Genomic DNA, 22,481 nt, shown 5'->3' with positions numbered 1-22,481 from the left:
CCTCGCGCAGATCCGCCCTTTTTCCGCCCGTCAGTGGACGGCAAGCGGTGGCTGCGCTAACTGCCTGATAAGCAACGGGGAGCAAAGCATGAAACGACGCATCGGCCTTTTGATCATGGCAGCGCTTCCCTCGGCCTGCGGCATGGCGCCCTCCGCGCCGGCGCCTCAGGTTGACGAGATCGGCTTTGGCACCGCCCTGCCTTTTGGGGAGGTCGCCCGCGTCTGTGATGTGCGAGAGCAAGATTTGGGCAAGATGGTCGAAGAACCTGCGGCGCGGGGCTATCGGCTGTTCGATTCGCAACCCGGCAGCGCGGGGGCGCGCAGTTTCTATATCACCGGTTTTGCGGATGATTGCGCGCGCCAGTTGACGGCGGCCAATGTCTTGTTCGGCACGCCCTCGGTCTACGAACAGTTGCACTATGGCCCGGGCGGGGAAAACCTGCCCATCGCCGAGACCGACGCGGCCTATGAGGCGATCAAGGCCAGTGTCTGTGGCGTGGGCAAGGGCAAACCCTGCGGCAAGCGGATTGGCACGCTCGATAAAACGGCGTTTTTCGTCAATGCTTATGAGCGGTTGGGCCAAACCGCACGTTGGTCTGAGGTGCTGGTGCATGACGGGGCCGTGGCCGCCGTGGCAATGAAATCAGCGAATTGAGCGGGACCGTCGCTTAGTAATGCGGGGGCCGTTCATCGCCCATGACGACCGCGCCACCGCCCGAAGCATCCCGTTCTCCCTCGCGCTGCATCAACATATGCACGCGGCGGTTCAGGGTGACGATCTCATCCTCCTGACGGGTGACGATCTCTGACATATCGTCGACCGCGCGGGTCAGGTGGGCGATCTGCTCTTCGAGTTGGTTAATTCGTTCTGCGGTTTGATCTGGGGTTTGTTCTGACATAGGGGCGCGTCCTTTTTGCGCGATTTAGCATGGGCGGGCGGCACAAGACAGAGGCAATACGCAGCGTTGCTTGCTCTTGCGGGGGGCTTGGGCTAGACGCGAGGCCAATTGATGCACCGAGGATCCTTGCCATGGCAAAGCCCAAGAAAACCCCCCGTCCCAAGGCGCAGACCCCGAAGGGGTTCCGCGATTATTTCGGGACCGAGGTGACCCATCGGGCCGAGATGCTCAGCAAGATCGCCGCAGTTTACCACCGTTATGGGTTCGACGCACTGGAAAGCTCGGGCGTTGAGACGGTTGAGGCGCTTGGCAAATTCCTCCCCGATGTAGACCGCCCCAACGAGGGTGTCTTTGCGTGGCAGGAAGATTCAGAAGGCGACAAACCCGGTGATTGGCTGGCGCTGCGCTATGATCTGACAGCGCCCTTGGCGCGGGTCTATGCCCAGCACCGCAACGATCTGCCGATGCCCTACCGCCGCTATGCGATGGGGCCGGTTTGGCGCAATGAAAAGCCGGGACCGGGGCGGTTTCGTCAGTTTTATCAGTGCGATGCGGATACCGTAGGCGCGCCATCGGTGGCGGCGGATGCCGAGATTTGCGCGATGCTGGCCGATTGTCTGGAAGAGGTCGGGATCGCGCGCGGCGACTATGTCGTGCGGGTGAACAACCGCAAGGTGCTGAATGGGGTGCTGGAAGTCGCGGGCCTTGCCGGAGACGACAAGGACACCGAGCGCGGCATCGTGCTGCGCGCCATCGACAAGTTGGACCGGCTGGGGCCGGAGGGCGTGCGCGCGCTGTTGGGGGAGGGCCGCAAGGACGACAGCGGCGATTTCACCAAGGGTGCCGGATTGGAAGACGCGCAGGCCGATGTGGTCATGGGTTTCATGCAGGCCAAGCGGGACAGTGGGGCCGAGACAGTGTCGCGGCTGCGCGAGTTGGTCGCGGGCTCCGATGTCGGCGTGCAGGGTGTGGATGAGCTTGAGCTGATCTCTGACCTTCTGGCCGCGGGTGGCTATGGTCCTGACCGGGTTGAGATTGATCCGTCGGTCGTGCGCGGCCTTGGCTATTACACAGGGCCGGTGTTCGAGGCCGAACTGACCTTTGAGGTCAAAGACGAAAAGGGCCGCGCGCGGAACTTCGGCTCGGTCGCGGGCGGTGGGCGCTATGATGATCTGGTCAAGCGGTTTACCGGGCAGGAAGTGCCTGCGACGGGCGTCTCCATCGGCGTTGACCGGCTGTTGGCCGCGCTGGCCGCGAAGGGGCGGCTTGAGGGCGAAGCCACAGGCCCCGTCGTCGTCACCGTGATGGACCGCGACCGCATGGCCGATTATCAGGCGATGGTCGCGGAGTTGCGGCAGGCGGGCATCCGGGCAGAGGTATATCTGGGCAACCCCAAGAACTTCGGCAACCAGATGAAATACGCCGACAAGCGTCAGAGCCCGGTTGTGGTCATCGAAGGCGGTGACGAGAAAGACCGCGGCGTGGTGCAGATCAAGGACATGGTGCTGGGCGCGCAACTGGCGCAAGAGGCGAGCCATGATGAGTGGAAAGAGCGCCCCAACCAATATGAAGTGCCCCGCGCCGATCTGATCAAGGCGGTCCGCGATATTCTGGATCGGACAAGCTGATGCCGACACGTTCCGAAACGCTGGCGCGGGCGGCGTCGCTACGCGCGATTTTCGACGCGCAGGGCGCTGTGCTCGTCGAGCCGCCGATCCTGCAACCGGCCGACACGCTGCTGGACCTCTACGGCGAGGACATCCGCGCGCGCGCCTACGTCACCTCGGACGCGCTGTGTGGCGAGCAGATGCTGCGCCCCGATTTCACCGTGCCCGTGGTGCAGATGCATATGGCCCATGGGGCCGAGCCCGCGCGCTATACCTATTCGGGAGAGGTCTTTCGGCGGCAGGAGCATGATCCGAACCGCGCCAATGAATACATTCAGGTGGGTTTCGAGGTTTTCGACCGCGCCGACCCGGCGGCGGCAGATGCCGAGGTTTTCGCCCTGATCGCCGAGGCGATGCAGGGGTTGCCGGTGCGCCCGGTGACGGGGGATATCGGTGTGCTGATGGCGGCGGTGCAGGGGCTTGATACCTCGCCCGCGCGCAAACAGGCATTGATGCGTCACATCTGGCGCCCGCGCCGCTTTCGCGCGTTGCTGGACCGCTATGCGGGGCGCACCCCTGTGCCTGCCGGACGCAAAGCGTTGTTGGCCAAGGCAGAGGCTGAGATTTCGGCACCCATGGTCGGACTGCGCTCACAGGCAGAGATCGAAGCCCGCGTGGCAGCGCTGCGCGAAGACGCCAAGACCGCGCCAATTTCCGCGCAGCAAGTTGATCTTTTTGAGGCGCTGTTGGAGGTCAAAGAAACCCTGCCGAACGCGCTGAGCCGTCTGCGCGATCTGGCCGTCGACATGCCCGCCATCGGCGATGCCGTGGCCCGCGTTGCGGCCCGCGCCGATGCGATGCGCGCCCGCGGGATCGACACCGATGCACTGCTCTTCGAGGCCAGCCATGGGCGGTCTTCGATGGAATATTACGACGGTTTCGTTTTTGCCTTCCGCGCGGCCTCGCGGCCCGATCTGCCCAGCATCGCCAGCGGCGGGCGCTATGACGCGCTGACCCGGCGGTTGGGGCAGGGCGATGAAATCCCGGCGGTGGGCGGCGTGATGCGCCCCGGCCTGATGCTAGAACTGGAGGCCGGGCAATGACGCTGAAACTTGGTGTGCCGTCCAAGGGGCGGCTGATGGAAAAGACCTTTGAATGGTTCGGCGCGCGCGGCGTGAGCTTGCAGCGCACCGGGTCCGACCGCGAATATGCGGGCAAGGTCGAGGGCATCGAAGATGTCTCTCTGGTGCTGCTCTCAGCCGGAGAAATCCCGCGCGAACTGTCGGCGGGGCGGATCCACCTTGGCGTGACCGGCACCGATCTGGTGCAAGAGAAGCTGGCGCTTTGGGATCAACTGGTCGAGCCGCTGGAGGAACTGAACTTTGGCCATGCCGACCTGATCATCGCGGTGCCGCAGGCTTGGGTCGATGTCGATACGCTGGATGATCTGGATGCCGCCGCGGCGGCCTTCCGTGCGGAACATGGCTTCCGCCTGCGCATCGCCACGAAATACCACCGGTTGGTGCGGGAATTCCTGCGCACCCACGGTGTGGCCGATTACGCGCTGGTCGACAGCCAGGGCGCGACCGAGGGCACGGTGCTGAATGAAACCGCCGAGGCGATTGCCGATATCACCTCCAGCGGAGAGACGCTGCGCGCCAATCACCTCAAGATCCTCAGCGACGGTTTGATCCTGCAATCGCAGGCCACACTCTGGCGGTCGCGCATGGCACCCCTAGAGGATCACAGCCGCAAAGCGCTGAAAACCCTCATCGCGCAACTGACCTGACGTAGCGTCATAGCCAGGGGTTTTTCCCTTCCCTTCCATATGATTGCACCTCCCGAGCCTCTCTGGCTCGGGCGCCTGTCGCCCTGCGACCTATCAAGAGACTTGCGGGATAGCGCGCTTCGGATAGGGTGAAAGGGTCAACAGGCCGATACCACAAGCTCCGCCAAAAGGGGCAGGGATCGGGACATAGGGAGGATCCGTCGATGATCGGATGTCACGCGCCCCTCGCGAGGGGCCGCAGCCGTCGCCGCATGGGAGTGGGCGATTGCTGAAGATTGAGGATTTGCATCTGTCCTTTGGCGGCATCAAGGCGCTGCAGGGGGTGAATTTCGAAGCCGGGGCCGGAGAGATCACCGGTGTCATTGGCCCCAACGGCGCGGGCAAGACCTCGCTTTTCAATGCGATATCAGGGTTTTACAAGCCCGACCGGGGGCGTGTGTCCTTTGACGGGCAGGATATCACGACGCTCAGCCCCGACAGGCGCGCAGGGCTGGGGCTGGCGCGGACCTTCCAGAACATCGCGCTGTTTCGCGGCATGACCGTGCTCGACAACATCAAGCTCGGCGGTCACACGCGGCTCAATACCAACGTCTGGCAAGCGCTGCGCTATTTCGGCGCGGCGCAGAAGGCCGAGTTGGAGCTGCGCCGCGAGATCGAAGAGCAGGTGATCGATTTCCTTGAGATCGACCACATCCGCAAATACCCGATTACCATGCTGCCTTATGGTCTGCAAAAGCGGGTCGAACTGGGCCGCGCGCTGGCGATGCGCCCGCGCGTGCTGCTGCTGGATGAGCCGGTGGCGGGCATGAACCGGGAAGAGACCGCCGACATGGCGCGGTTCATCCTCGACGTGCAGGAGCAGTTCGGCACCACGATCCTGCTGGTGGAACATGACATGCACATGGTGATGGACATCTGCAGCCGCATCGTCGTGCTGAACTTCGGCCAGCAGATCGCCAGCGGCACGCCCGAGGAGGTCTCGAACAACCCGGCGGTGATCGAAGCCTATCTGGGGGCCGCGGCATGACGATTTCTTTAAAAGAAATCGGTCCGGAATCTTTCAAAGATTCCGGGTTTCAGGACAGGGGGGCGCTTTGATGGGGCAGTTCGTGCAATTCGCGATCAACGGGCTGATGGCCGGAGCGATCTACGCGCTGATCGCCGTGGGGATCGTCAGCGTTTACAAGGCGACCAAGGTGGTGAACTTCGCCCATGGTTATCTGATCATGTTCGGGGCCTATTTCTACTTCACCTTCGCCGTGATCGTCCCGGGCCAGCCTTGGGCGCCTGCTTGGCTCGCCTCTTGGCAGCCGGGCTGGATGGTCGAAATGCGGGGCGAACTGCCGATGTTTTCGCCCGTGGCGGCGGTGCTTGATTGGGTGGCGAACCTGCCGCGCATCCTGTTGGGGCTGGCGGGGGCGCTGGTCTGCAACGCCATTCTGGGCCGGATCATCGAGCGGGTATTGATGCGCCCGCTGATGGGGCAATCTATTTTTGCGATGATCATGGTCACGGTTGGCCTGATCTCGATCCTGTCGGGCGCGGCGCAGTTGATCTGGACGGCGGATGCGGCAAGCGTGCCCTATATCGCGCCCAACATGCCGATCCGGTTCGAGTTGTTCGGCACGATGATCTTCCTCTTTGGCACTGATCTGGTGAACATGGTCGTGGCCCTGCTGCTTTTCGGTGGCATCGTCGCCTTCGTGAAGTTCACCAAGGGCGGCATTGCCATCCGCGCCACCGCCGAGGACCAGTCGACCGCCTATTCGATGGGTATTTCAGTGCCCAAGGTCTTCTCCCGCGCTTGGGTGCTGGCCAGCACCACAGGGGCCATCGCGGGGGCAATCCTCGCCACCCGCAACGGCATTTCACCGAGCCTTGGTCTCTTTGGTTTTTCGGTGCTGGCGATCGTGCTGATGGGCGGGCTCGACAGCTATATCGGCGTGCTGATCGCGGCGATGGTCGTCGGCGTGCTTGAGGCGATGACACAGTGGCAGATGGGCGGCGGCTGGGCCGAGATCGTGCCTTACGTCACCGTGCTGGTGGTGCTGATCTGGCGCCCGCACGGGCTGATGGGCCAGAAAGAGGTCGAGCGGATATGATCAACGCAAATCTCAAATCCAGCTATGCCGCCGATGAGCGGGTGCTGAACAACCGCTACAAACAGGCCTTCGTTTACGGGTCGATCCTTGCGCTGGCGCTTTTCACCCTCTTCGGCAATGACTACCTGATCCTGATTGCCAGCCAGATGGGCATCCTGCTGATCGCCGTGGTGGGGATCAACATCCTGACCGGCTATACCGGGCTGGTCTCGCTGGGCCATGGCGCCTTCGTCGCCATCGGTGCCTATGCGGTGACCATCTTCGGTAACCTCGGCGCCGGGGTGATCCCGGCAGGGTTAATGCCCTTCGTCTCGGTGCCTTTGGCGGTGGCGCTGGCGGCGGCGGTCGGCGTGTTGGTCGGCCTGCCGAGCCTGCGGGTCAAGGGGCTCTACCTTGCCGTGGCGACGCTGGCGGCGAATTTCATCGTGATCTTTTTGATCGAAGAAGACCTCTTTGCCCCTTGGACCGGTGGCATGGTGGGGATCAATACCAATGTGCCTAATCTGCTGGGCTGGGAGTTGGATACCAAACGTGAGATGTTCGGTCTGATTGCGGCGGTGGGGTTGGTGTCGCTGCTGGCGGCGCAGAACTTGATCCGCACCCGCGTGGGTCGTGCCTTCATCGCCATTCGCGACCGCGACTATTCTGCCGAGATCCTCGGCATCTCGCTCTTGCGCTACAAGTTGATGAGCTTTGCCCTCTCGGCCGCGTACTGTGGTCTGGCGGGGGCGCTTTTCGCCTATTTCTACGCCCGCATCCTGCCCGAGCAGTTCGAACTGGCGCTGTCGCTGAACCTTGTGGCGGCGCTGATCATCGGTGGCATGGGGCGCACGATGGGGCCGGTTTTCGGGGTCATCATCGTGGTGATGGTGCCCGAACTTATCAAAGTTCTCTTTGGCGCGCTTGCGGGTGACAGCGCCGGCGCGGGGCAATTGCGCGCGCCCTTGCAGCAGATCGCCTTCGGCGTGCTGCTGGTGTTGTTCCTGCTCAAGGAACCCTTGGGCATCAACCAGATCGTCGACCGTATCCTGCGCGCCGCAAACCGTTGGCCGTTTGCGCGCGGGTAAGAATTCACAAGGCCACATCAGGGAGAAGACCAGATGACCATGAACCGCCGATCCTTCCTCGCCACCACCGCCGCCGCGACGGCGGCCATGGGCACGCCGATGATCCTGCGCGCCCAGCCCAAGGAGTATGTGCTCGGCGCCTCGCTGCCGCTCACCGGGCCCTTTGCCACCGCCGGTCAGTTGGTCGCGCCTGCCTTTGCCATGGCCGCGAAGCTTTTCAACGACGAGGGCGGGGTGGCTGGGGTGCCCATTCGCTTCGTCACCGAGGATTCGGGCTATGTGCCGCAGAATGCGCTCAACAACTACCAGCGGGCGCTGGCCTCTGAAGGCAAGAACATGATCGGCTATTTCGCTGACAGTACGGGGGCGATGAAGCTGATCGCGCCCGAGTTGAAGGGCGAGAACGCCCGGATTATGGGCTCGACCTCTTTCGCCTCGGAACTGGCCGACCCTGCGACGCATCCCTACCAGTATCTCTCGGGTCCGACCTATCAAAGCCAGTTCGACATCCTGTTGCAGAACATCAAGAACGAGGGCGGGCAGAAGGTCGCCTTCATCTTTTCCAACACTGAGTTTGGCCGCGATCCGATCGAACACGGGCGCAAGACCGCCGAGGAGCTGGGCCTCGAGGTCGTGCTGGAGGAAAGCACCAAGGCCGAAGGCGCGGATATCCCCACGCACGTCACCAAACTGGCGCAGTCCGGCGCGGATCACTGTATCCTTCAGGGCTATGTCACTGGCGTCTGGCCGCAGCTTATTGGCGGCGCGCGGCAGTTTGGTCTGCCGGTCAAATTCAAGGGCACCTTCTGGGGCATGGAGAAGCTGATTGCCGACCGCATCACCGCCGAGGCGGGGCCGTTCCTTGCGGGCTATGAGGGCGTCATGCCTTACCGCTATTTCTATGACCGCGAAGAGGCGCCGCGCTATCAGCAGTACGCCGAACTCAGCAAGAAAATGTTCGCGGGCACGCCGCTGGAGAACTACATGTCGACATGGGCGATCCAGACCATGTGCGGGCTGGAGATCGCCATGAAGGCCTTCCGCGACACCGCCGAGGCCGGGCTGGAGCTGACACCCGACAACATCGCCGAGAAGCTGGCGGGGATCTCGGACTGGGATTCGGGCGGCTTCTTTGGTGGGCCGGTGAGCATGGAAAACAACGCCATCGGGACGGGCCGGGTCTATGGCTACAACCCCGAGGACGGGTTGTTCACGCCGAAATCCGATTGGTTCACCGTTTGATAAACGCGGGGCGTCCGGCGGGCGCCCCACACCCTAGAAAGAGGACGCGCCCGTGCTGACCATCGAGAACATCGAAGTGACCTACCACCATACGGTGCAGGCGCTGCGCGGGCTGTCGCTGGAAGTGCCCGACGGCAAGATCGTCACGCTTCTGGGCACCAATGGTGCGGGCAAGACCACCACGTTGAAAGCGGCGAGCAACCTGCTGGCGCTGGAGAACGGTGAGGTCGGCGAGGGGCGGATCAGCTTCAAAGGTCAGTCGATCATGACGATCCAGCCCGACCGTCTGGTGCAGCAGGGGCTGTTCCACGTGCGCGAGGGGCGGCGGATCTTCAGTGAAATGACGGTGGAGGACAACCTGATCGCCGCCTCCTACGCGCTGGACCGGCGGCAGGCGAAGCCGGACTATGACAAGGTCTATGCGTTTTTCCCGCGGTTGAAGGAGCGGCGCCGCCAGATCGCGGGCTATCTTTCAGGCGGGGAGCAGCAGATGCTGGCCTTTGGCCGGGCAATGATTGCGCGGCCTGAGTTGATCCTGATGGATGAGCCCTCGCTCGGCCTCGCGCCCAAGGTGGTGGCGGAGATCTTCGACACGATTAAGCGCCTCAACCAAGAGGACGGCACCGCGATCCTGCTGGTGGAGCAGAACGCCGGGGTGGCCTTTTCGGTGGCCGACTACGGCTACATCATGGAGAGCGGCCAGATCGTCATGGAAGGGGATGTCGCCAAGCTGCGCGGCGACAAGGACATCCAGTCCTTCTACCTCGGCATGGGCGAGGAGGGCGGCGCGCGGCAATCCTTCCGCGATGTGAAACATTACAAGCGCCGCAAACGCTGGCTCAGCTAGTGCTCTGAGTCTGACACTTCCTACCTGTTTCCGCGAGTTTCATCGAGCTTGTCCAGCGCGCGACGTTCCCGGGTGAGGATATCCTCTGCGGTTTTGGTCCATTTGAAGGGCCTTGGCTTCTCGTTGTGGTGGGCCAGATAGTCGTAGATCGCGGCCTCAAGATCATCGACGCTGGAATAGCTGCCGCGCCGGATGCGCCTTGATGTGATCTCGGCAAAGAAGCGCTCCACCAGGTTCAGCCATGACGCGCTGGTGGGCGTGAAGTGCAGCTTGAAGCGCGGATGCTTTTCGAGCCAGGCCTTTACCTCAGGCGTCTTGTGGGTGGCGTAGTTGTCGAGCACCAGATGCACATCGCGCCGCGTGGGCACAGCCTTGTCGATCTGTCGGAGGAATTTCAGGAACTCCTGCGCACGATGGCGTGGCATGCAATCGCCAATGACGGTGCCTGATTTCACATCCAGCGCAGCAAACAGCGTGGTCGTGCCATGGCGTTTGTAATCGTGCGTTACGGTCGCGGCACGGCCCTTCTTGAGCGGCAGTCCGGGCTGGGTGCGATCCAGCGCCTGGATCTGGGATTTCTCATCGACGCAGAGCACCACGGCACGGTCTGGCGGGTCGAGGTAGAGCCCGACGATATCGGTGACCTTCTCCTCGAACTTTGGGTCGTTCGAGACCTTGAACCCCTTCGTGAGATGCGGCTTCAAGCCAGCTTCTGCCCAGATGCGGCCGACGCTCGACGGCGAGATGCCCATGGCTTCGGCCATTAGCGCGCGGCTCCAGTGCGTTGCATTGGGCGGGGTTTCCTGCACCGTCTTGGCGATCACCTTCAGCCTTGTTTCCACGGGCAAAGGCGGCACCCGCGAGGGTCGCGTCTTGTCACGCTTGAGACCGGCCACGCCCTCATCGAGATACCGCTGCTGCCAGCGCCAGACCGTGGGTTTCGACGTGCCCGCGCGTCGCATAATCTCGAACGTGCCATGACCGTCCGCTGTGGCCAGGACGATCTCGGCCCGCCAGACAAGCTTGCGCGCAGTGTTGCGGTTGCTGATCAGGGCTTGAAGCTCAGTACGGTCGGCGGGGCCAAGGTAAAGGCAGATGTCATGGCGTCTCATGCCTCAAATATGGCACATCACGTTGCCGATGGGAATCTCCTGTCAGGTGGAGAACACTAGGGAGGTCCGCCATGGCATTCGACGAGTTCAAGGGTGACTTCGCGCCGCTGGTCCGCATGGTGCACAACCATGCCAAGAACCGCCCCAACGGGGTGGCGATGCGGCAAAAGGAGTTCGGCATCTGGAACGAGATCACCTGGGAGGGGCTGCAAGAGATCATGCAGGCCACCGCCGCAGGGCTGGTCGATCTGGGGCTGAACACGGGCGATCATGTCGGCATCCTTAGCGAGAACCGCAGCGAATGGGTGCAAGCGCAGTTCGGCATCAATGCGGCGGCGGGGGTGGTCGTGGGCATGTATCCCACCAGCCCGGCGGCGGAACTGGAGCATCTGGTGAATGCCTCCGATACCACGGTGCTGTTCATCGAAGATCAGGAGCAGCTGGACAAGATCAAGGAACTGGGCGACCGGGTGCCGCAGTTGCGGCAGTTGGTGATTTTCAACCCCAAGGGCACGCGGGGCGAGGATCTGCTGGGGCTGATCAGTTTCGACGACCTGCTTGAGCGGGGCCGGGCGCGGCGTTCGGGTCTCGCCGACGATCTGCGCGCGCGGCAGGCAGGGATAGAGCCGGATGATACGGCGATGATGGTTTTCACCTCCGGCTCCACCGGGCTGCCCAAGGCGGCGGAGATTTCTTACGGCAATATCCACGCGGGCGTGGGTGTGGCGCGCGATGTCTTCGGGGACTACCCGCCCGGGACGGATGTGCTGAGCTATCTGCCGCTGTGCCACATCGCCGAACAGGCGGTGACGGTGATCAACGGGCTGGCGCAGCAATTCGTGATGAATTTTGGCGAGAGCCTTCGGACCATCACCCTTGATCTGCGCGAGGTCGCGCCGCAGGTCTTCTTTGGCGTGCCGCGAATTTGGGAGAAGATGCAAGCGGGGGTGCTGGTGCAGGCGCAGACCGCCGGGCGGATCAAGGGGCCGATGACGTTGATGGCGCTGAAAGGCGCACAGCGGCGCGGCATGATCCGGCGCGACAAGTGGAGCGCGGGGGACCGCATGGCGCATGCCTTTTGGGATACGCTCGTCTACCGGCACATCCGCAGCTATCTGGGACTGGGGCGCACGAGTTTCGCGATCTCTGCCGCCGCGCCGATCAGCGCCGAGCTTCTGGGCTTTATGCGCGGCATCGGGGTCAATATCCGTGAGGCATGGGGCATGTCCGAAACCTCGGGCGTGGGCACGATCCAGAAATCATGGGGCCAATGCGACGGGCGCATCGGCTTTCCGGTCAGCGGCGTGCGCACCCGCATCGCCGAGGATGGCGAGGTGCTGTTCTCGGGCGGGACCATTTTCAAGGGCTATTACAAGAACCCCAAAGCCACCGCCGAGACCATTCAGGACGGCTGGCTGCACACAGGCGATGTGGGGCGCGAGGAGGCCGATGGCTCGATCACCCTGATCGACCGCAAAAAGGACATCATGATCAACGCGGCGGGCAAGAACCTTGCGCCCGCGCATATTGAGAATGTCATCAAGGCCAGCCCCTTCATCAAAGAGGTCGTGGCCGTGGCCGACAAGCGGCCCTATGTGACGGCGCTGGTGCAGATCGACATGGACACCGTGCGGCTCTGGGCCGAGGGGCAGGGGATTGCCTATACCACCTTCCGCTCGCTCGCTGAGCATCCCAAGGTGCAAGAATTGATCGACGCTGAGGTGGCCAAGCAGAACCGCGATCTGGCTCGGGTCGAGCAGGTCAAGAAGGTCTGGCTGATGCGCAAGGAGCTTGATCACGACGACGGAGAGGTGACTGCGACGATGAAGGTGCGCCGGGCCAAAATCTACGAACTCTACGGCGACCAGATCGAAGCGCTCTACGCTGCGTGAGGCTCAGAGCACGCCGATCTCGGCCAGAGCGCGGTTCAGCTCCACAGGCAGTTCCGCCTCGGCCTCGCGGCCCTCGGGCAGGTCGGGGGGCGCGTCCTCGGGTTTGAGGTAGCGCCAGCCTTGGAACGCGCGGCGCAGGCTGTTTTGGGTGCGGATGATCTCAGGGTCGAGCACGATGGCGCAGCGGCGGATGCCGTCGGCGCGGGTGATCTCCTCTAGGCGGATAATGCGCTGGCGGGCTTGGATGACGCCTTTGATGACCCAATAGATCGAGCCGCCGTTGAGAATCTCGGCCTCGCGCTTGGGCCACATGCGGGTCACATGGCGCGGCAGACCGTCCTTGGTCCGCACGTCCTTACGCGCCTGCCATTTGGCGAGGCTCTCGACGCCTTCGGTGCCGACCGAAAGTTTGATTAGATTGATGTAGTTATCCAAAAGTTCCCCCGCAGTGCTGCCCGAGAATACACCTCTATATAGTAGTTTCCCCTTCGGAGCTAGCAAGGTATTGTGGTAGACTGAAGAATAAATTCCCGTAGATGTGCATTTTGGGCGTTGAGAAATCGGCCCTTCATGTTGTATCGATGCCAACTCTTAAGTCGCATTCGTGCTGCCCTCACGACTCAAAGGAACCGTTGTATGTCCCGCTTTACCGCCCCGATCGCCGAACAAATCTGGGATATGAAATACCGTTTTAAAGGGGCCGATGGCACCGCCAAGGACGTCACGGTAGAGGACACATGGCGCCGTATCGCCCGCGACCTCGCGCAGGTCGAATCGAAGGCGGATGTTTGGGAAGACAAGTTTTTCAACGCGCTGGAGGATTTCAAATACCTCCCCGCTGGCCGCATCACCGCAGGCGCGGGCACCGCGCGCCGCGTGACCCTGTTCAACTGCTTCGTCATGGGCACCGTGCCCGACAGCATGTCGGGTATCTTTGACATGCTGAAAGAGGCTGCATTGACCATGCAGCAGGGCGGGGGAATCGGCTATGATTTCTCCACCATTCGTCCACGCGGCGCGGATGTGCTGGGCGTATCGGCAGATGCCTCGGGCCCGCTGTCCTTTATGGATGTCTGGGACGCGATGTGCCGCACCATCATGTCCGCAGGCTCGCGTCGCGGCGCGATGATGGCGACCATGCGCTGCGACCACCCGGATGTAGAGGATTTCATCGCCGCCAAGTCCGACCCCGCGCGTTTGCGCATGTTCAACATGTCCGTGCTGGTCACCGACCCCTTCATGGAGGCTGTGAAGGCCGACGGCTCGTGGGACCTCGTTTTCGGCGGCAAGGTCTATAAGACCGTGCAAGCGCGCGACCTGTGGAACAAGATCATGCAGGCGACCTATGATTATGCCGAGCCGGGCGTGATCTTCATCGACCGCATCAACGCCGCCAACAACCTGAACTATTGCGAGACCATTGCCGCCACCAACCCCTGTGGCGAGCAGCCGCTGCCGCCCTATGGCGCCTGTCTGCTAGGTTCGATCAACCTCGCGCGTCTGGTCGCGCAGCCTTTCGAAGACGACGCCCATCTTGACCAAGATGCGATGAGCGAGCTTGTCGCCACCGCCGTCCGCATGATGGACAACGTCGTCGACGTGTCGAACTTCCCGCTGCCCGAACAGGCCGCTGAGGCGCAGAACAAGCGCCGCATCGGTCTGGGTGTCACCGGCCTTGCCGATGCGCTCTTGATGGTCGGCCTGCGCTATGGCTCCGACGAGGCGGCGGCGCAGACCGAGGCATGGCTCAAAGCCATCGCCCGCGCCTCCTATCTGGCGAGCGTGGAACTGGCGAAAGAGAAGGGGGCCTTCCCGCTCTTCGATGCCGAAAAGTTCCTCGCCTCCGGCACCATGATGCAGATGGACGACGATGTGCGCGATGCGATCCGCGAACACGGCATCCGCAACGCGCTGCTGACCTCGATCGCGCCCACCGGCACGATCAGCCTTTATGCGGGCAACGTAAGCTCTGGGATCGAGCCGGTCTTTGCCTATGCCTACACCCGTAAGGTGCTGCAGAAAGACGGCAGCCGGACCGAGGAAGAGGTTGTCGACTACGCCGTGCAAATGTGGCGCGAGTTGAAGGGCGACACGCCACTGCCCGACTATTTCGTCAACGCCCAGACTCTGCCACCCGCCGACCACGTCAAGATGCAGGCCGCGGCGCAGAAATGGATCGACAGTTCGATCTCCAAGACCATCAACTGCCCCGAAGATATCTCCTTCGATGCCTTCAAGGACGTCTATATGCAGGCGTGGGATACGGGCTGCAAAGGCTGCACCACCTACCGCCCCAACGACGTGACCGGTTCGGTCCTGAGCGTCTCGTCGGAGAAGACCGACAAGGCCCCCGCCGACAGCCCCGATCAGGTCAGCGAGGGCGGCGAGATCGTCTATATGTCCGACCCGCTGGACCGTCCGGCCGAGTTGGAGGGCAACACCTACAAGGTCAAATGGCCCGACAGTGAGCACGCGCTCTACATCACCATCAACGATATCGTGCTGAACGGCCACCGTCGCCCCTTTGAGGTCTTCATCAACTCCAAGAACATGGAGCATTTCGCCTGGACCGTGGCGCTGACGCGGATGGTCTCTGCCGTGTTCCGCCGTGGTGGTGACGTGTCCTTTGTGGTTGAGGAACTCAAGGCTGTCTTCGACCCGCGCGGTGGGGCATGGATGCAGGGCAAATACATCCCCTCCATCCTCGCGGCCATCGGCGGCGTGATCGAGCGCCATATGATCGCCACCGGCTTCATCGCGGGCGAGGGCATGGGCCTGAAAACTGACCCGCAGGCGAAGGTCGTCGGCCTCGATGCGCCGCGTGGCAAGTCATGCCCGTCTTGCGGCCAGTTCGACATGCGAATGGTCGAGGGGTGCATGACTTGTGGGAGCTGTGGGCATAGTAAGTGTGGGTGATTTTGGACTGCCTAGTAGTTGAGACTGAAAGCAATTAAAGTCCATTCCGCGTGAATTGTTGACCATTATGAAAGCACTTATTGACCACCGGGATGTTTCCCGGTGGTCTTTTTGGTCGCAAAAGGAATATGGGCTCGGCGAGCCAGCTCCCAAAACCGAAACTCAAGAAATCGGGTTTGCAGAGAGTATCGTCGCAGAGGTCGGCTGACTTTCAGCGGCCTATGGTCAACTAAACGAGCTTGGAGTAGTTGGACCGCGTTGCCGTGACCTTTCAGGCTCACCTCGCTGCGAGCAGCGAGCGTCGAAGCGGTGCCTCAGCCAAATTGAAAGGGGCCATGGCGATGCCATGGCCCCTTATTCTGCCTGCTCAGTCAACTGTGCTGTCTTCGGGTCTCCGCAAAACCCAAAGAGAGGCAGCCAGAGCTATACCGGCGGCACCGCGAACAGGTGCCCGGGCCGACCTACCGAGGGATGGACCCTACGTCATCCGATAACGGCTCGGGCCGCAAGATGATCACTTACGAGCCACGCGTTGCGCTGCATCTCGTCGAGGTGGTTGAACAGGATTCCAATGTTGCGTCCCAATTCAGAGCCGCCAGTTTCGTAGGGGTCGCCTTCCTCCGTGTGGTGGATAACAGGCACGCCACCTACATCCTCAATGAGGGTTTTGAGGCGCAGCAACACTTCCTGCGCAGTGTCGAGTTTATGCGGTATGAAGAGGTCTTCGACAGACAACTTGCAAGTGGCATCGATCGCAAAACGGAGCGACAGAGGCAGAGCGTCGCGCACGGGATGGATCGCGTTGCGCGATTTCCGCTGGCATGCGATTGCCCGGGCGGCGGATAGTTCGACGTCGACGTGAATGGTCTTCGAGTTCACGAGTGTTCTCCTGAAAAAAGTGCCAGCCTGTTTCGGCACGTCAAGCTGGCGCACAGAATGCGCCAGACGCTCCTACTGCCAGGCGCGCGCGGCCCGGAGGCCTTCGAGCAAGAGGCAGATTTCTTCGATGACGGAGCTCATGGGATCGATCGCAGCGAACCGTTCGGCCTCGATCCTATCGAGGTCATGAACATGCTCGAGCCCGAGAAGGCTCTCCATGGCGTCCAGTTCGCGACGCACACGCGAGGTCGTGGACGATGAAACGCACATGTCGTCGATAAGGCGTTGCACGCGTGCTTCTGCGTCGCGGCCGCCTAAAAGCAGTGCAGCCGAGCAAAGGGCAGCGGCATTGGACAGAACGAAGGCGGCGGGAGAGGGAGTTGAAAGGAAGTCACGAGGCATTGGCCATCTCCTTTTAGGTGCTGGCCCAAAGCGGCCAGCGTCAAGACCCACGGCGCCTTATTCGGCGCTTCAGGAAGTAGATTGGCCGGTTAAGAGAAGGACGAAATACATTCGTGGCTTCGAGGTGAGATTATTCCCGGGTTAGGAGATAAAGTTCCATGCCGACTGAAACGCCAATGGCTTCGCGAGTTCTACTCAGACTCGCCCACATCAAAGCGGACCACGCACTTGCTGCTGCCATTGCGGATCAAACCACGCACGCCGGTCATGAGAAACTCGGGCCTCGGGTGAAGCGATGGAATACGAGGGCCATGCAACCGAGGGGTGGTCTAAGCTTCTGGCGTTGAACTCGTAGGTTTATTCGCGCTAAGTCGCTATCAGAACTTCACATTGGCATGCAGCGACCCGCGCTGGAGCCGCGGGCAGTGCTGATGACAGAACGGTAGGTGGCAGGGTGAAGCAAGGCGCGACGACGGCAGGCACGCAGATGACAGCGCTTGCTCAACGCATCGAAGAAGAGATGCGTAATCAGACATTGTTCAATGGCTATATTGATAAGTTGCAATACCTCATCTCGAACCGTGAGGACTCGGAGCTAAAAGGCCTCCAGGAGAAACTTGAGGCAGTAGGGCGAGCGAGTGACTGGCCAAGTGCAGAGCGAGATTTGCTTGCGTTTGAACAAATTCTCGAAAAATACACTCACTATCAATCGGCGCAGATGCTATTTGCCCGGCTTCTTTTCAGAATTATGAACGTTTTTGAGAGGAAGATAATGCCTTCTGATTACACCCTCTCACGCCGCCAGGTCGAAGATATAATAGATAGCGAGATCATCGCCCCAACCTTATCCGATGTAGATAGCATTGGCGGAAAGGCTGATCTATTCATGGACGAAAGTGACATTCATGGAATGATCAACTGGTTGGCAGAGCGTTGCCATATAAGGTGGCAGTCATGTTAAATATCTCTTATTCGGCAGCTTATGATCCTTATCACACGGCATTTCGCTTTTTGATGCTGCTGCGTGCGAGCTCAAAAGAGCAAAAAACCTACGATTGGCTACGGATATCAGATTTCTATCTGTGCTTTCCGAAGAGGCTGTCAGAGTTCTCCGCGCCAAGGAAAGTTCCTGGATTGAAAGGAAGGATCAGTCGGCTTGTGAGGTCTTTGCCCGACGTTCATTACGCCTCCTTGCCGGAGTCCAGAATTATATTTGAGCGAATGACGATAATTCAAGATACAGCACTGAGCCCACATTTCCCAAGTAAGGCGCTGATTTCGCTGTCCTGACCATTATATTTCCTATATAAAACATGGTGTTGAAGGCTGCGAGGGGCGCGTTTCATGGATCACCCAGAGGGTGCGGGCTTGCAACGGGCAGATCGGGTGGATTTCGACCCTCGCGTGCGGCTGGAATTTCGCGGCACGCAGCTCAGTTCCGACGGCGGCCTTCTGGTGATGCGCGAGCTTGATGACGCGCTCGGGTTGTCCGATTTGGCGTCAGCGGCGCTGCGCGATACTCGCTCTGGCAAGAACACGGTCCATCGGCTCGACGGCCTGTTCCGGCAATCAGTCTTTGGGCGGCTGGCCGGATACGAGGATGTCAACGACGCCAACCGTCTCGCCTGCGATCCGGTCATGCGCCAAGTTGTCGGCGGCAGAGCGGTCGATGCACAAGCGGCCTCGGCATCGCAGATGGGACGGTTCGAGACCGAGACGCTGGCTCTGGCCGGGAACCGTGCCGCGCTGGCCGACCTGAACGGGCAATGGATCGACCGGTTCCATGACCGTAACGGGCTGAAGTACATCGTTCTGGACATGGACAGCTCGGTCAGCCCGACCCATGGCGACCAGGAAGGGTCCGCCTGGAATGGCCATTTCGACTGTAGCTGCTATCACCCCAACTTTCTGTTCAACCAGTTCGGGATGCTGGAACGCTGCGCCCTGCGCCATGGCAACGTCCACAGCGCCGATGGCTGGCGTGATGTTCTCGACCCCGTCATTGCGCGCTACGCGGAGCGCGACCTTGGTGGCAGGTTCTTCCGGGCCGATGCTGCCTACGCGATCCCGGCGATCTATGAGCGATTGGAAGAAGCGCGGTTCTTCTACGCCATCCGGCTGCCCGCAAACGCGGTCCTCAAGGACAAGATCGCGCATCGGCTAACGCGCCCTGTCGGGCGGCCGTCACTGACCAAGGTCAAGCGGTTCTTCGAGGAATTCGAGTATCAGGCGGCGTCCTGGGACAAGGAACGCCGGGTGATCGCCAAGATCGAATGGCATCCGGGCGAACTGTTCCCGCGTGTCGGCTTCATCGTCACCAACCTGCCGATGGAGCCGGACTGGGTGGTGCGGTTCTACAACCAGCGCGGCACCGCCGAGCAGCACATCAAAGAGGGCAAATACGCCTTTCGCTGGACGCGGCTGTCGTGCCGGAAGTTCCGCGACAATGAGGTGCGGCTGCAACTGCACGCCCTGGCGTACAACCTGGCCACCTTCTTGCGCTGCATCGAGCTGCCCGAAGCCATGGCCGACTGGTCGTTGACCAGCCTGCAACTGAAGCTGATCAAGATCGGGGCACGTGTGGTCCGTCACGCCCGCACCATCACCTTCCAGCTGGCCGAGGTCGCTGTCACCGGCACGATGGTACGCGCCATCCTCGCCGCTATCCGCCGATTGCGAGCGCCACCGCTATGCGCATGATCGCGATCCACGCTCAAACTGAACGAAAGCGGCTGGACAGATCTGTCCGCTGCGCTGAAAAACGCCGCCCCTGGGCAAGGAAACAGCGGCTTCGCGGTCTGATCCGTCCAGATCCAGCAGTCTGCGCGACCGCAGGTGCCGCTTGCGGCAGAAAATCCTTGTCTAGCGATCGGATACAGGCGATCTTCACCTCAAACGACACGCCACCTGGGGAATGCAGGCTGAGTGCGCTCAGTAAGAAAGATATGGTCTCATACAGTTTGTCTGGGAACCAGAGAATGGTGGCGCACGGGATTCAGGAGGTTCCTGAGCCGCTCCTAAGCGAAGTAGATAGTGCTATTGCCAAAAACCAACCTCTCCTGGAGATTTTGGCAGAAGATTTCGTTGAAATTGAAGTATTGGGTCCTGGAGGCCTAAAAGACCGGTCTGGCCTGGAGGAGTATCAATATGACACAGTTTAGCCCCAGGCTCGTTGTGCGTAGACTGAAGGTCATGAAGTCAGGTCAGCCAGTTTTTGATGAATTCTTTCATACTGGATTGAATATCATCAGGGGAGAAAATAGCTCAGGAAAGTCTACTATTATGGACTTCCTATATTACTCTCTCGGCGGAGATGTAGAGAGAGGGCACTGGCGAGAGGCGGCCGCAAGTTGCGACTCTGTTATTGCTGAAATCTCCGTAAACGGGCGACTGGTCACTCTCATGCGCGAGATTGAGGAGACGCCTTTCCAGCCTATGCGTGTTTTCTACGGAACCATCGATGAGGCGGACTCGGCTTCTCTTGGCGCGTGGGAAACTTACCCATTTAAGAGGGGGAAGAAGGAAAGTTTTTCGCAAGTCCTGTTCAGATTTCTCGATTTGCCCGAGATAGAATACGGTGAGGAAAACGCACGGCTCACAATGAATCAGGTTTTGAGGCTGCTCTATGCAGATCAAATGAGTTCTGTTGAGAGGATCTTCCGGCCGGTTTCATTCGACTTGGCAATCACACGGCAGGCTGTGGGCGACCTACTTTGTGGGGGGTATAGTGATACTTACTATAGGTCGCTCCTTCGGCGGCGCGCCAAAATAGCATCACTTCAGGAAGTTAGGTCGAGCATCCAGTTTCTGATCAAGAGCCATAAACGCAACGGTCGGCCCATTACGAAAGAGTGGATCGGCGAAGAAGGTGCGCGAATAGAAGAGGAAATAGCCGAGGTAAACTCGAAGATTGAAGGTATCGAGAAGGAAATTTTCGACGCTGAATTTACTGATCGACTGAGCCTGAATGATCAAGAGTCCGCATACGGTAGAGTTGTAGAGCTCCAGGAAAAGATAGGCGCCGCTGAGGAGAGAATAACCCGTCTAAATCTTCAAATTGCTGATACGGATCGGTATATCGCTTCAATTGAGCATAAGCTTGAGCAGCTCGACCAAGCAAATTTGGTAGTTAGCTCTATAGGTGGCTTGGCGTTCGAATTCTGCCCTTCATGTTTCGCGCCGGTTGAGGATCACGCTGTAGATGGTGGTTGTAATCTTTGCAAATCGACCCACTCGTCGGAAGAAACAAGAAAGCGAGTGCTGAAGCTTATTAACGAATACTCAAGGCAGCGGAAGAGAGCTGAGCATGTTCAAGAGGAGCGCCGAGCGGAGCTCCGTGCCGAAAAAGCCACGGTTGAGGAGCTCAAGTCTCTTTGGAAGAATGCTGGTGCCCAGTATCAGATTTCCTTACGAGCCGCGGATGTGATCAGCACAGTCACTGCCTCGACAGGGCCGATCATCCAAGGCCACTGGCTTAAACCCGGCAGTCACCTTGACCTGATTGGTGCCTTTAAGGGTGATATGCGCGAAAGCGACGATCAGGCGATCACGCAGGCGGAGCTGTTCGTTGATCTGCGCGCCGGGGCTTCGCTGGCGGGTGACCTTGCTCAGCCGCTGGACGCAGGGCAGATCACGCCGGGCCACATCCGTGCCGATCTGACCGAATTGTGCCAAAGGGCGCATCCGGGCCGGAGGGATGACACAGCGCGCACTGTGTTCAAATCCGCAGGCATGGCGCTTCAGGACTTGGCTGCGGCCAACCTAGCGCGCGATCACGCCATATCGGGGTAAAGCGCCAGTAGTTCCTGCGCGATATCGACGAATTTCTGTTCCGAGGGCGACAGCTTCTCTCTCGGGGCATGCACGAGATAGACATCGGCGCCGATGGCCTCATCGGTGATCTTGAGCGGCCAGAGATCGCCGCGCCGGATGTCGTCCTGCGCGGTCATCAGCGGCAGGATGCCAACGCCAAGGCCGGCCACGATCATCCTGCGAACCTCTTCGATGTTGGTGCTCAGCCCGTTGATGCGGCTGCCCAGCCGGGTGCCTTCGCGCAGAACCGACATCGGCTCGAGCCCCATGCCTTCGGTGGCGCAGGCGAAGCTGATAAAGGGCTCGTGCCTGAGATCCCGCAGTGCCACGGTCTCCTGCCCGAAGAGCGGATGCTCGGCACCGCAGAAGACGAGGAACTCTTCTCGAAAGAGGCGGATCGACGGCAGATTGACCAACGGTTTGGCCAAGAGGCAAAATCCGATCGTGCCGCGCCCCTGTTGGATCGAGCGGACGATGGACTGGCTGTTCTGGACCTCGCTTTGAAAGGCCACGGAAGGATAACGCTGATGATAAAGCCGCAGCAACTCGTCCAACATCGGTGACACCAGATTGCTGATGATCTGATACCGGACCTGCCCCCGTTCCTCTTCTTCAGCATTGCGCACCAGAAGGTTGATCCGCTCGGCACTGTGAAAGATATCGCGGCATTCCTGAAAAATCTTGTCGCCGCGTGTCGTCAGTTCGAAATGGCGGCTGTCGCGGAAGACCAACTGGCAATCGAGTTGCGCTTCGAGCTTTTGCAGCGCATTGCTGACCGAAGGCTGGCTTAGGCCCAGTTGCCTGGCCGCCTTGGTGATGCTCTGCTCTTTCGCAATCATGTAGAACATGCGCAGCAGGTTCCAGTTCAGGTCGGATTGCGATTGGGTGATCATGGAGGGCGACTCGATTTTGTTC

Annotated in this window: 22 protein-coding genes; 16 read left to right on the top strand and 6 right to left on the bottom strand. The window is 60.6% G+C overall.

Annotated features, from left to right (window positions below):
- The first annotated feature begins 88 nt into the window (after positions 1-88).
- On the top strand, positions 89-655 hold the full coding sequence (locus T8A63_RS14820) for a hypothetical protein (protein WP_322344244.1): 567 nt from the start codon (positions 89-91) through the stop codon (positions 653-655).
- 13 nt (positions 656-668) lie between these two features.
- On the opposite strand, the gene T8A63_RS14815 is transcribed toward T8A63_RS14820, so the two are convergent.
- Positions 669-863: a SlyX family protein gene (locus T8A63_RS14815; protein WP_040700622.1), complete on the bottom strand. Its 195-nt coding sequence runs from the start codon at positions 861-863 to the stop codon at positions 669-671.
- A 167-nt stretch (positions 864-1,030) separates the two neighbouring features.
- Between T8A63_RS14815 and hisS the strand changes: the two genes are divergently transcribed.
- The 8 genes from hisS (at position 1,031) to T8A63_RS14775 (ending at position 9,553) form a co-directional block, all read left to right on the top strand.
- Complete coding sequence (gene hisS, locus T8A63_RS14810; RefSeq protein WP_322344243.1) at positions 1,031-2,527, top strand: histidine--tRNA ligase; 1,497 nt, start codon at positions 1,031-1,033, stop codon at positions 2,525-2,527.
- On the top strand, positions 2,527-3,609 hold the full coding sequence (locus tag T8A63_RS14805; RefSeq protein ID WP_322344242.1) for an ATP phosphoribosyltransferase regulatory subunit: 1,083 nt from the start codon (positions 2,527-2,529) through the stop codon (positions 3,607-3,609). Before hisS ends, T8A63_RS14805 begins: the two co-directional genes overlap by 1 nt.
- Positions 3,606-4,295 (top strand): ATP phosphoribosyltransferase, encoded by a 690-nt coding sequence (gene hisG / locus T8A63_RS14800; RefSeq protein WP_067624598.1) that lies wholly within the window; start codon positions 3,606-3,608, stop codon positions 4,293-4,295. Before T8A63_RS14805 ends, hisG begins: the two co-directional genes overlap by 4 nt.
- A 211-nt stretch (positions 4,296-4,506) precedes the next feature.
- Positions 4,507-5,322, top strand: a complete 816-nt coding sequence (locus T8A63_RS14795; RefSeq protein ID WP_067938221.1) for an ABC transporter ATP-binding protein — start codon at positions 4,507-4,509, stop codon at positions 5,320-5,322.
- Between the two features lie 70 nt (positions 5,323-5,392).
- Positions 5,393-6,397, top strand: coding sequence for a branched-chain amino acid ABC transporter permease (locus T8A63_RS14790; RefSeq protein WP_067938219.1), 1,005 nt, complete (start codon positions 5,393-5,395; stop codon positions 6,395-6,397).
- Complete coding sequence (locus tag T8A63_RS14785) at positions 6,394-7,464, top strand: branched-chain amino acid ABC transporter permease (protein WP_067938217.1); 1,071 nt, start codon at positions 6,394-6,396, stop codon at positions 7,462-7,464. Before T8A63_RS14790 ends, T8A63_RS14785 begins: the two co-directional genes overlap by 4 nt.
- A gap of 33 nt (positions 7,465-7,497) precedes the next feature.
- A complete protein-coding gene (locus tag T8A63_RS14780; RefSeq protein WP_322344241.1) occupies positions 7,498-8,706 on the top strand; it encodes an ABC transporter substrate-binding protein in 1,209 nt (402 codons plus the stop codon).
- Between the two features lie 52 nt (positions 8,707-8,758).
- Positions 8,759-9,553 carry an ABC transporter ATP-binding protein gene (locus T8A63_RS14775; RefSeq protein ID WP_067629504.1) on the top strand — a complete coding sequence of 265 codons (795 nt, stop codon included), beginning with the start codon at positions 8,759-8,761 and terminating at the stop codon, positions 9,551-9,553.
- 20 nt (positions 9,554-9,573) lie between these two features.
- Here T8A63_RS14775 and T8A63_RS14770 read toward each other — a convergent pair whose 3' ends face one another.
- A complete protein-coding gene (locus T8A63_RS14770; RefSeq protein WP_067931132.1) occupies positions 9,574-10,665 on the bottom strand; it encodes an IS630 family transposase in 1,092 nt (363 codons plus the stop codon).
- 71 nt (positions 10,666-10,736) lie between these two features.
- On the opposite strand from T8A63_RS14770, the gene T8A63_RS14765 reads away from it, so the two are divergent.
- Positions 10,737-12,557, top strand: coding sequence for an AMP-dependent synthetase/ligase (locus tag T8A63_RS14765; RefSeq protein ID WP_322344240.1), 1,821 nt, complete (start codon positions 10,737-10,739; stop codon positions 12,555-12,557).
- Between the two features lie 3 nt (positions 12,558-12,560).
- On the opposite strand, the gene T8A63_RS14760 is transcribed toward T8A63_RS14765, so the two are convergent.
- Positions 12,561-12,992: a DUF1489 domain-containing protein gene (locus tag T8A63_RS14760; RefSeq protein ID WP_322344239.1), complete on the bottom strand. Its 432-nt coding sequence runs from the start codon at positions 12,990-12,992 to the stop codon at positions 12,561-12,563.
- Positions 12,993-13,193: 201 nt separating this feature from the next.
- Here T8A63_RS14760 and T8A63_RS14755 point away from each other — a divergent pair, with 201 nt between their 5' ends.
- Positions 13,194-15,473: an adenosylcobalamin-dependent ribonucleoside-diphosphate reductase gene (locus tag T8A63_RS14755; RefSeq protein ID WP_269347484.1), complete on the top strand. Its 2,280-nt coding sequence runs from the start codon at positions 13,194-13,196 to the stop codon at positions 15,471-15,473.
- A 483-nt stretch (positions 15,474-15,956) separates the two neighbouring features.
- Here the strand turns inward: T8A63_RS14755 and T8A63_RS14750 are convergent, their stop codons facing one another.
- Together T8A63_RS14750 and T8A63_RS14745 are read right to left on the bottom strand one after the other, a co-directional pair.
- A complete protein-coding gene (locus tag T8A63_RS14750) occupies positions 15,957-16,352 on the bottom strand; it encodes a hypothetical protein (protein WP_322344238.1) in 396 nt (131 codons plus the stop codon).
- A gap of 72 nt (positions 16,353-16,424) precedes the next feature.
- The gene (locus tag T8A63_RS14745; RefSeq protein WP_322344237.1) at positions 16,425-16,754 is read right to left on the bottom strand and encodes a hypothetical protein; all 330 of its coding nucleotides are present in this window, start codon (positions 16,752-16,754) and stop codon (positions 16,425-16,427) included.
- A gap of 487 nt (positions 16,755-17,241) precedes the next feature.
- Between T8A63_RS14745 and T8A63_RS14740 the strand changes: the two genes are divergently transcribed.
- Genes T8A63_RS14740 through T8A63_RS14725 form a run of 5 tightly spaced genes read left to right on the top strand, consistent with a single transcriptional unit; the run spans position 17,242 to position 21,545 of the window.
- Positions 17,242-17,715, top strand: coding sequence for an ABC-three component system protein (locus T8A63_RS14740; protein WP_322344236.1), 474 nt, complete (start codon positions 17,242-17,244; stop codon positions 17,713-17,715).
- On the top strand, positions 17,709-18,044 hold the full coding sequence (locus tag T8A63_RS14735; RefSeq protein WP_322344235.1) for an ABC-three component system middle component 5: 336 nt from the start codon (positions 17,709-17,711) through the stop codon (positions 18,042-18,044). The genes T8A63_RS14740 and T8A63_RS14735 overlap by 7 nt, the downstream gene beginning before the upstream one ends.
- A gap of 54 nt (positions 18,045-18,098) precedes the next feature.
- Positions 18,099-19,454: an IS1380-like element IS1247 family transposase gene (locus T8A63_RS14730; protein WP_006473457.1), complete on the top strand. Its 1,356-nt coding sequence runs from the start codon at positions 18,099-18,101 to the stop codon at positions 19,452-19,454.
- Complete coding sequence (locus tag T8A63_RS22420) at positions 19,445-19,915, top strand: ABC-three component system middle component 5 (RefSeq protein WP_416153216.1); 471 nt, start codon at positions 19,445-19,447, stop codon at positions 19,913-19,915. Before T8A63_RS14730 ends, T8A63_RS22420 begins: the two co-directional genes overlap by 10 nt.
- Positions 19,902-21,545, top strand: coding sequence for a hypothetical protein (locus T8A63_RS14725; protein ID WP_322344234.1), 1,644 nt, complete (start codon positions 19,902-19,904; stop codon positions 21,543-21,545). Before T8A63_RS22420 ends, T8A63_RS14725 begins: the two co-directional genes overlap by 14 nt.
- Here T8A63_RS14725 and T8A63_RS14720 read toward each other — a convergent pair.
- Positions 21,527-22,459 carry a LysR family transcriptional regulator gene (locus T8A63_RS14720; RefSeq protein ID WP_260011557.1) on the bottom strand — a complete coding sequence of 311 codons (933 nt, stop codon included), beginning with the start codon at positions 22,457-22,459 and terminating at the stop codon, positions 21,527-21,529. The genes T8A63_RS14725 and T8A63_RS14720 overlap by 19 nt on opposite strands.
- Between the last annotated feature and the right edge of the window lie 22 nt (positions 22,460-22,481).

It is taken from the genome of Sulfitobacter sp. OXR-159 (assembly GCF_034377145.1).
Classification (GTDB): domain Bacteria; phylum Pseudomonadota; class Alphaproteobacteria; order Rhodobacterales; family Rhodobacteraceae; genus Sulfitobacter.
The sequence above is the reverse complement of the archived record's forward strand: the minus strand, read 5'-3'. Positions and strand labels throughout refer to the sequence as shown.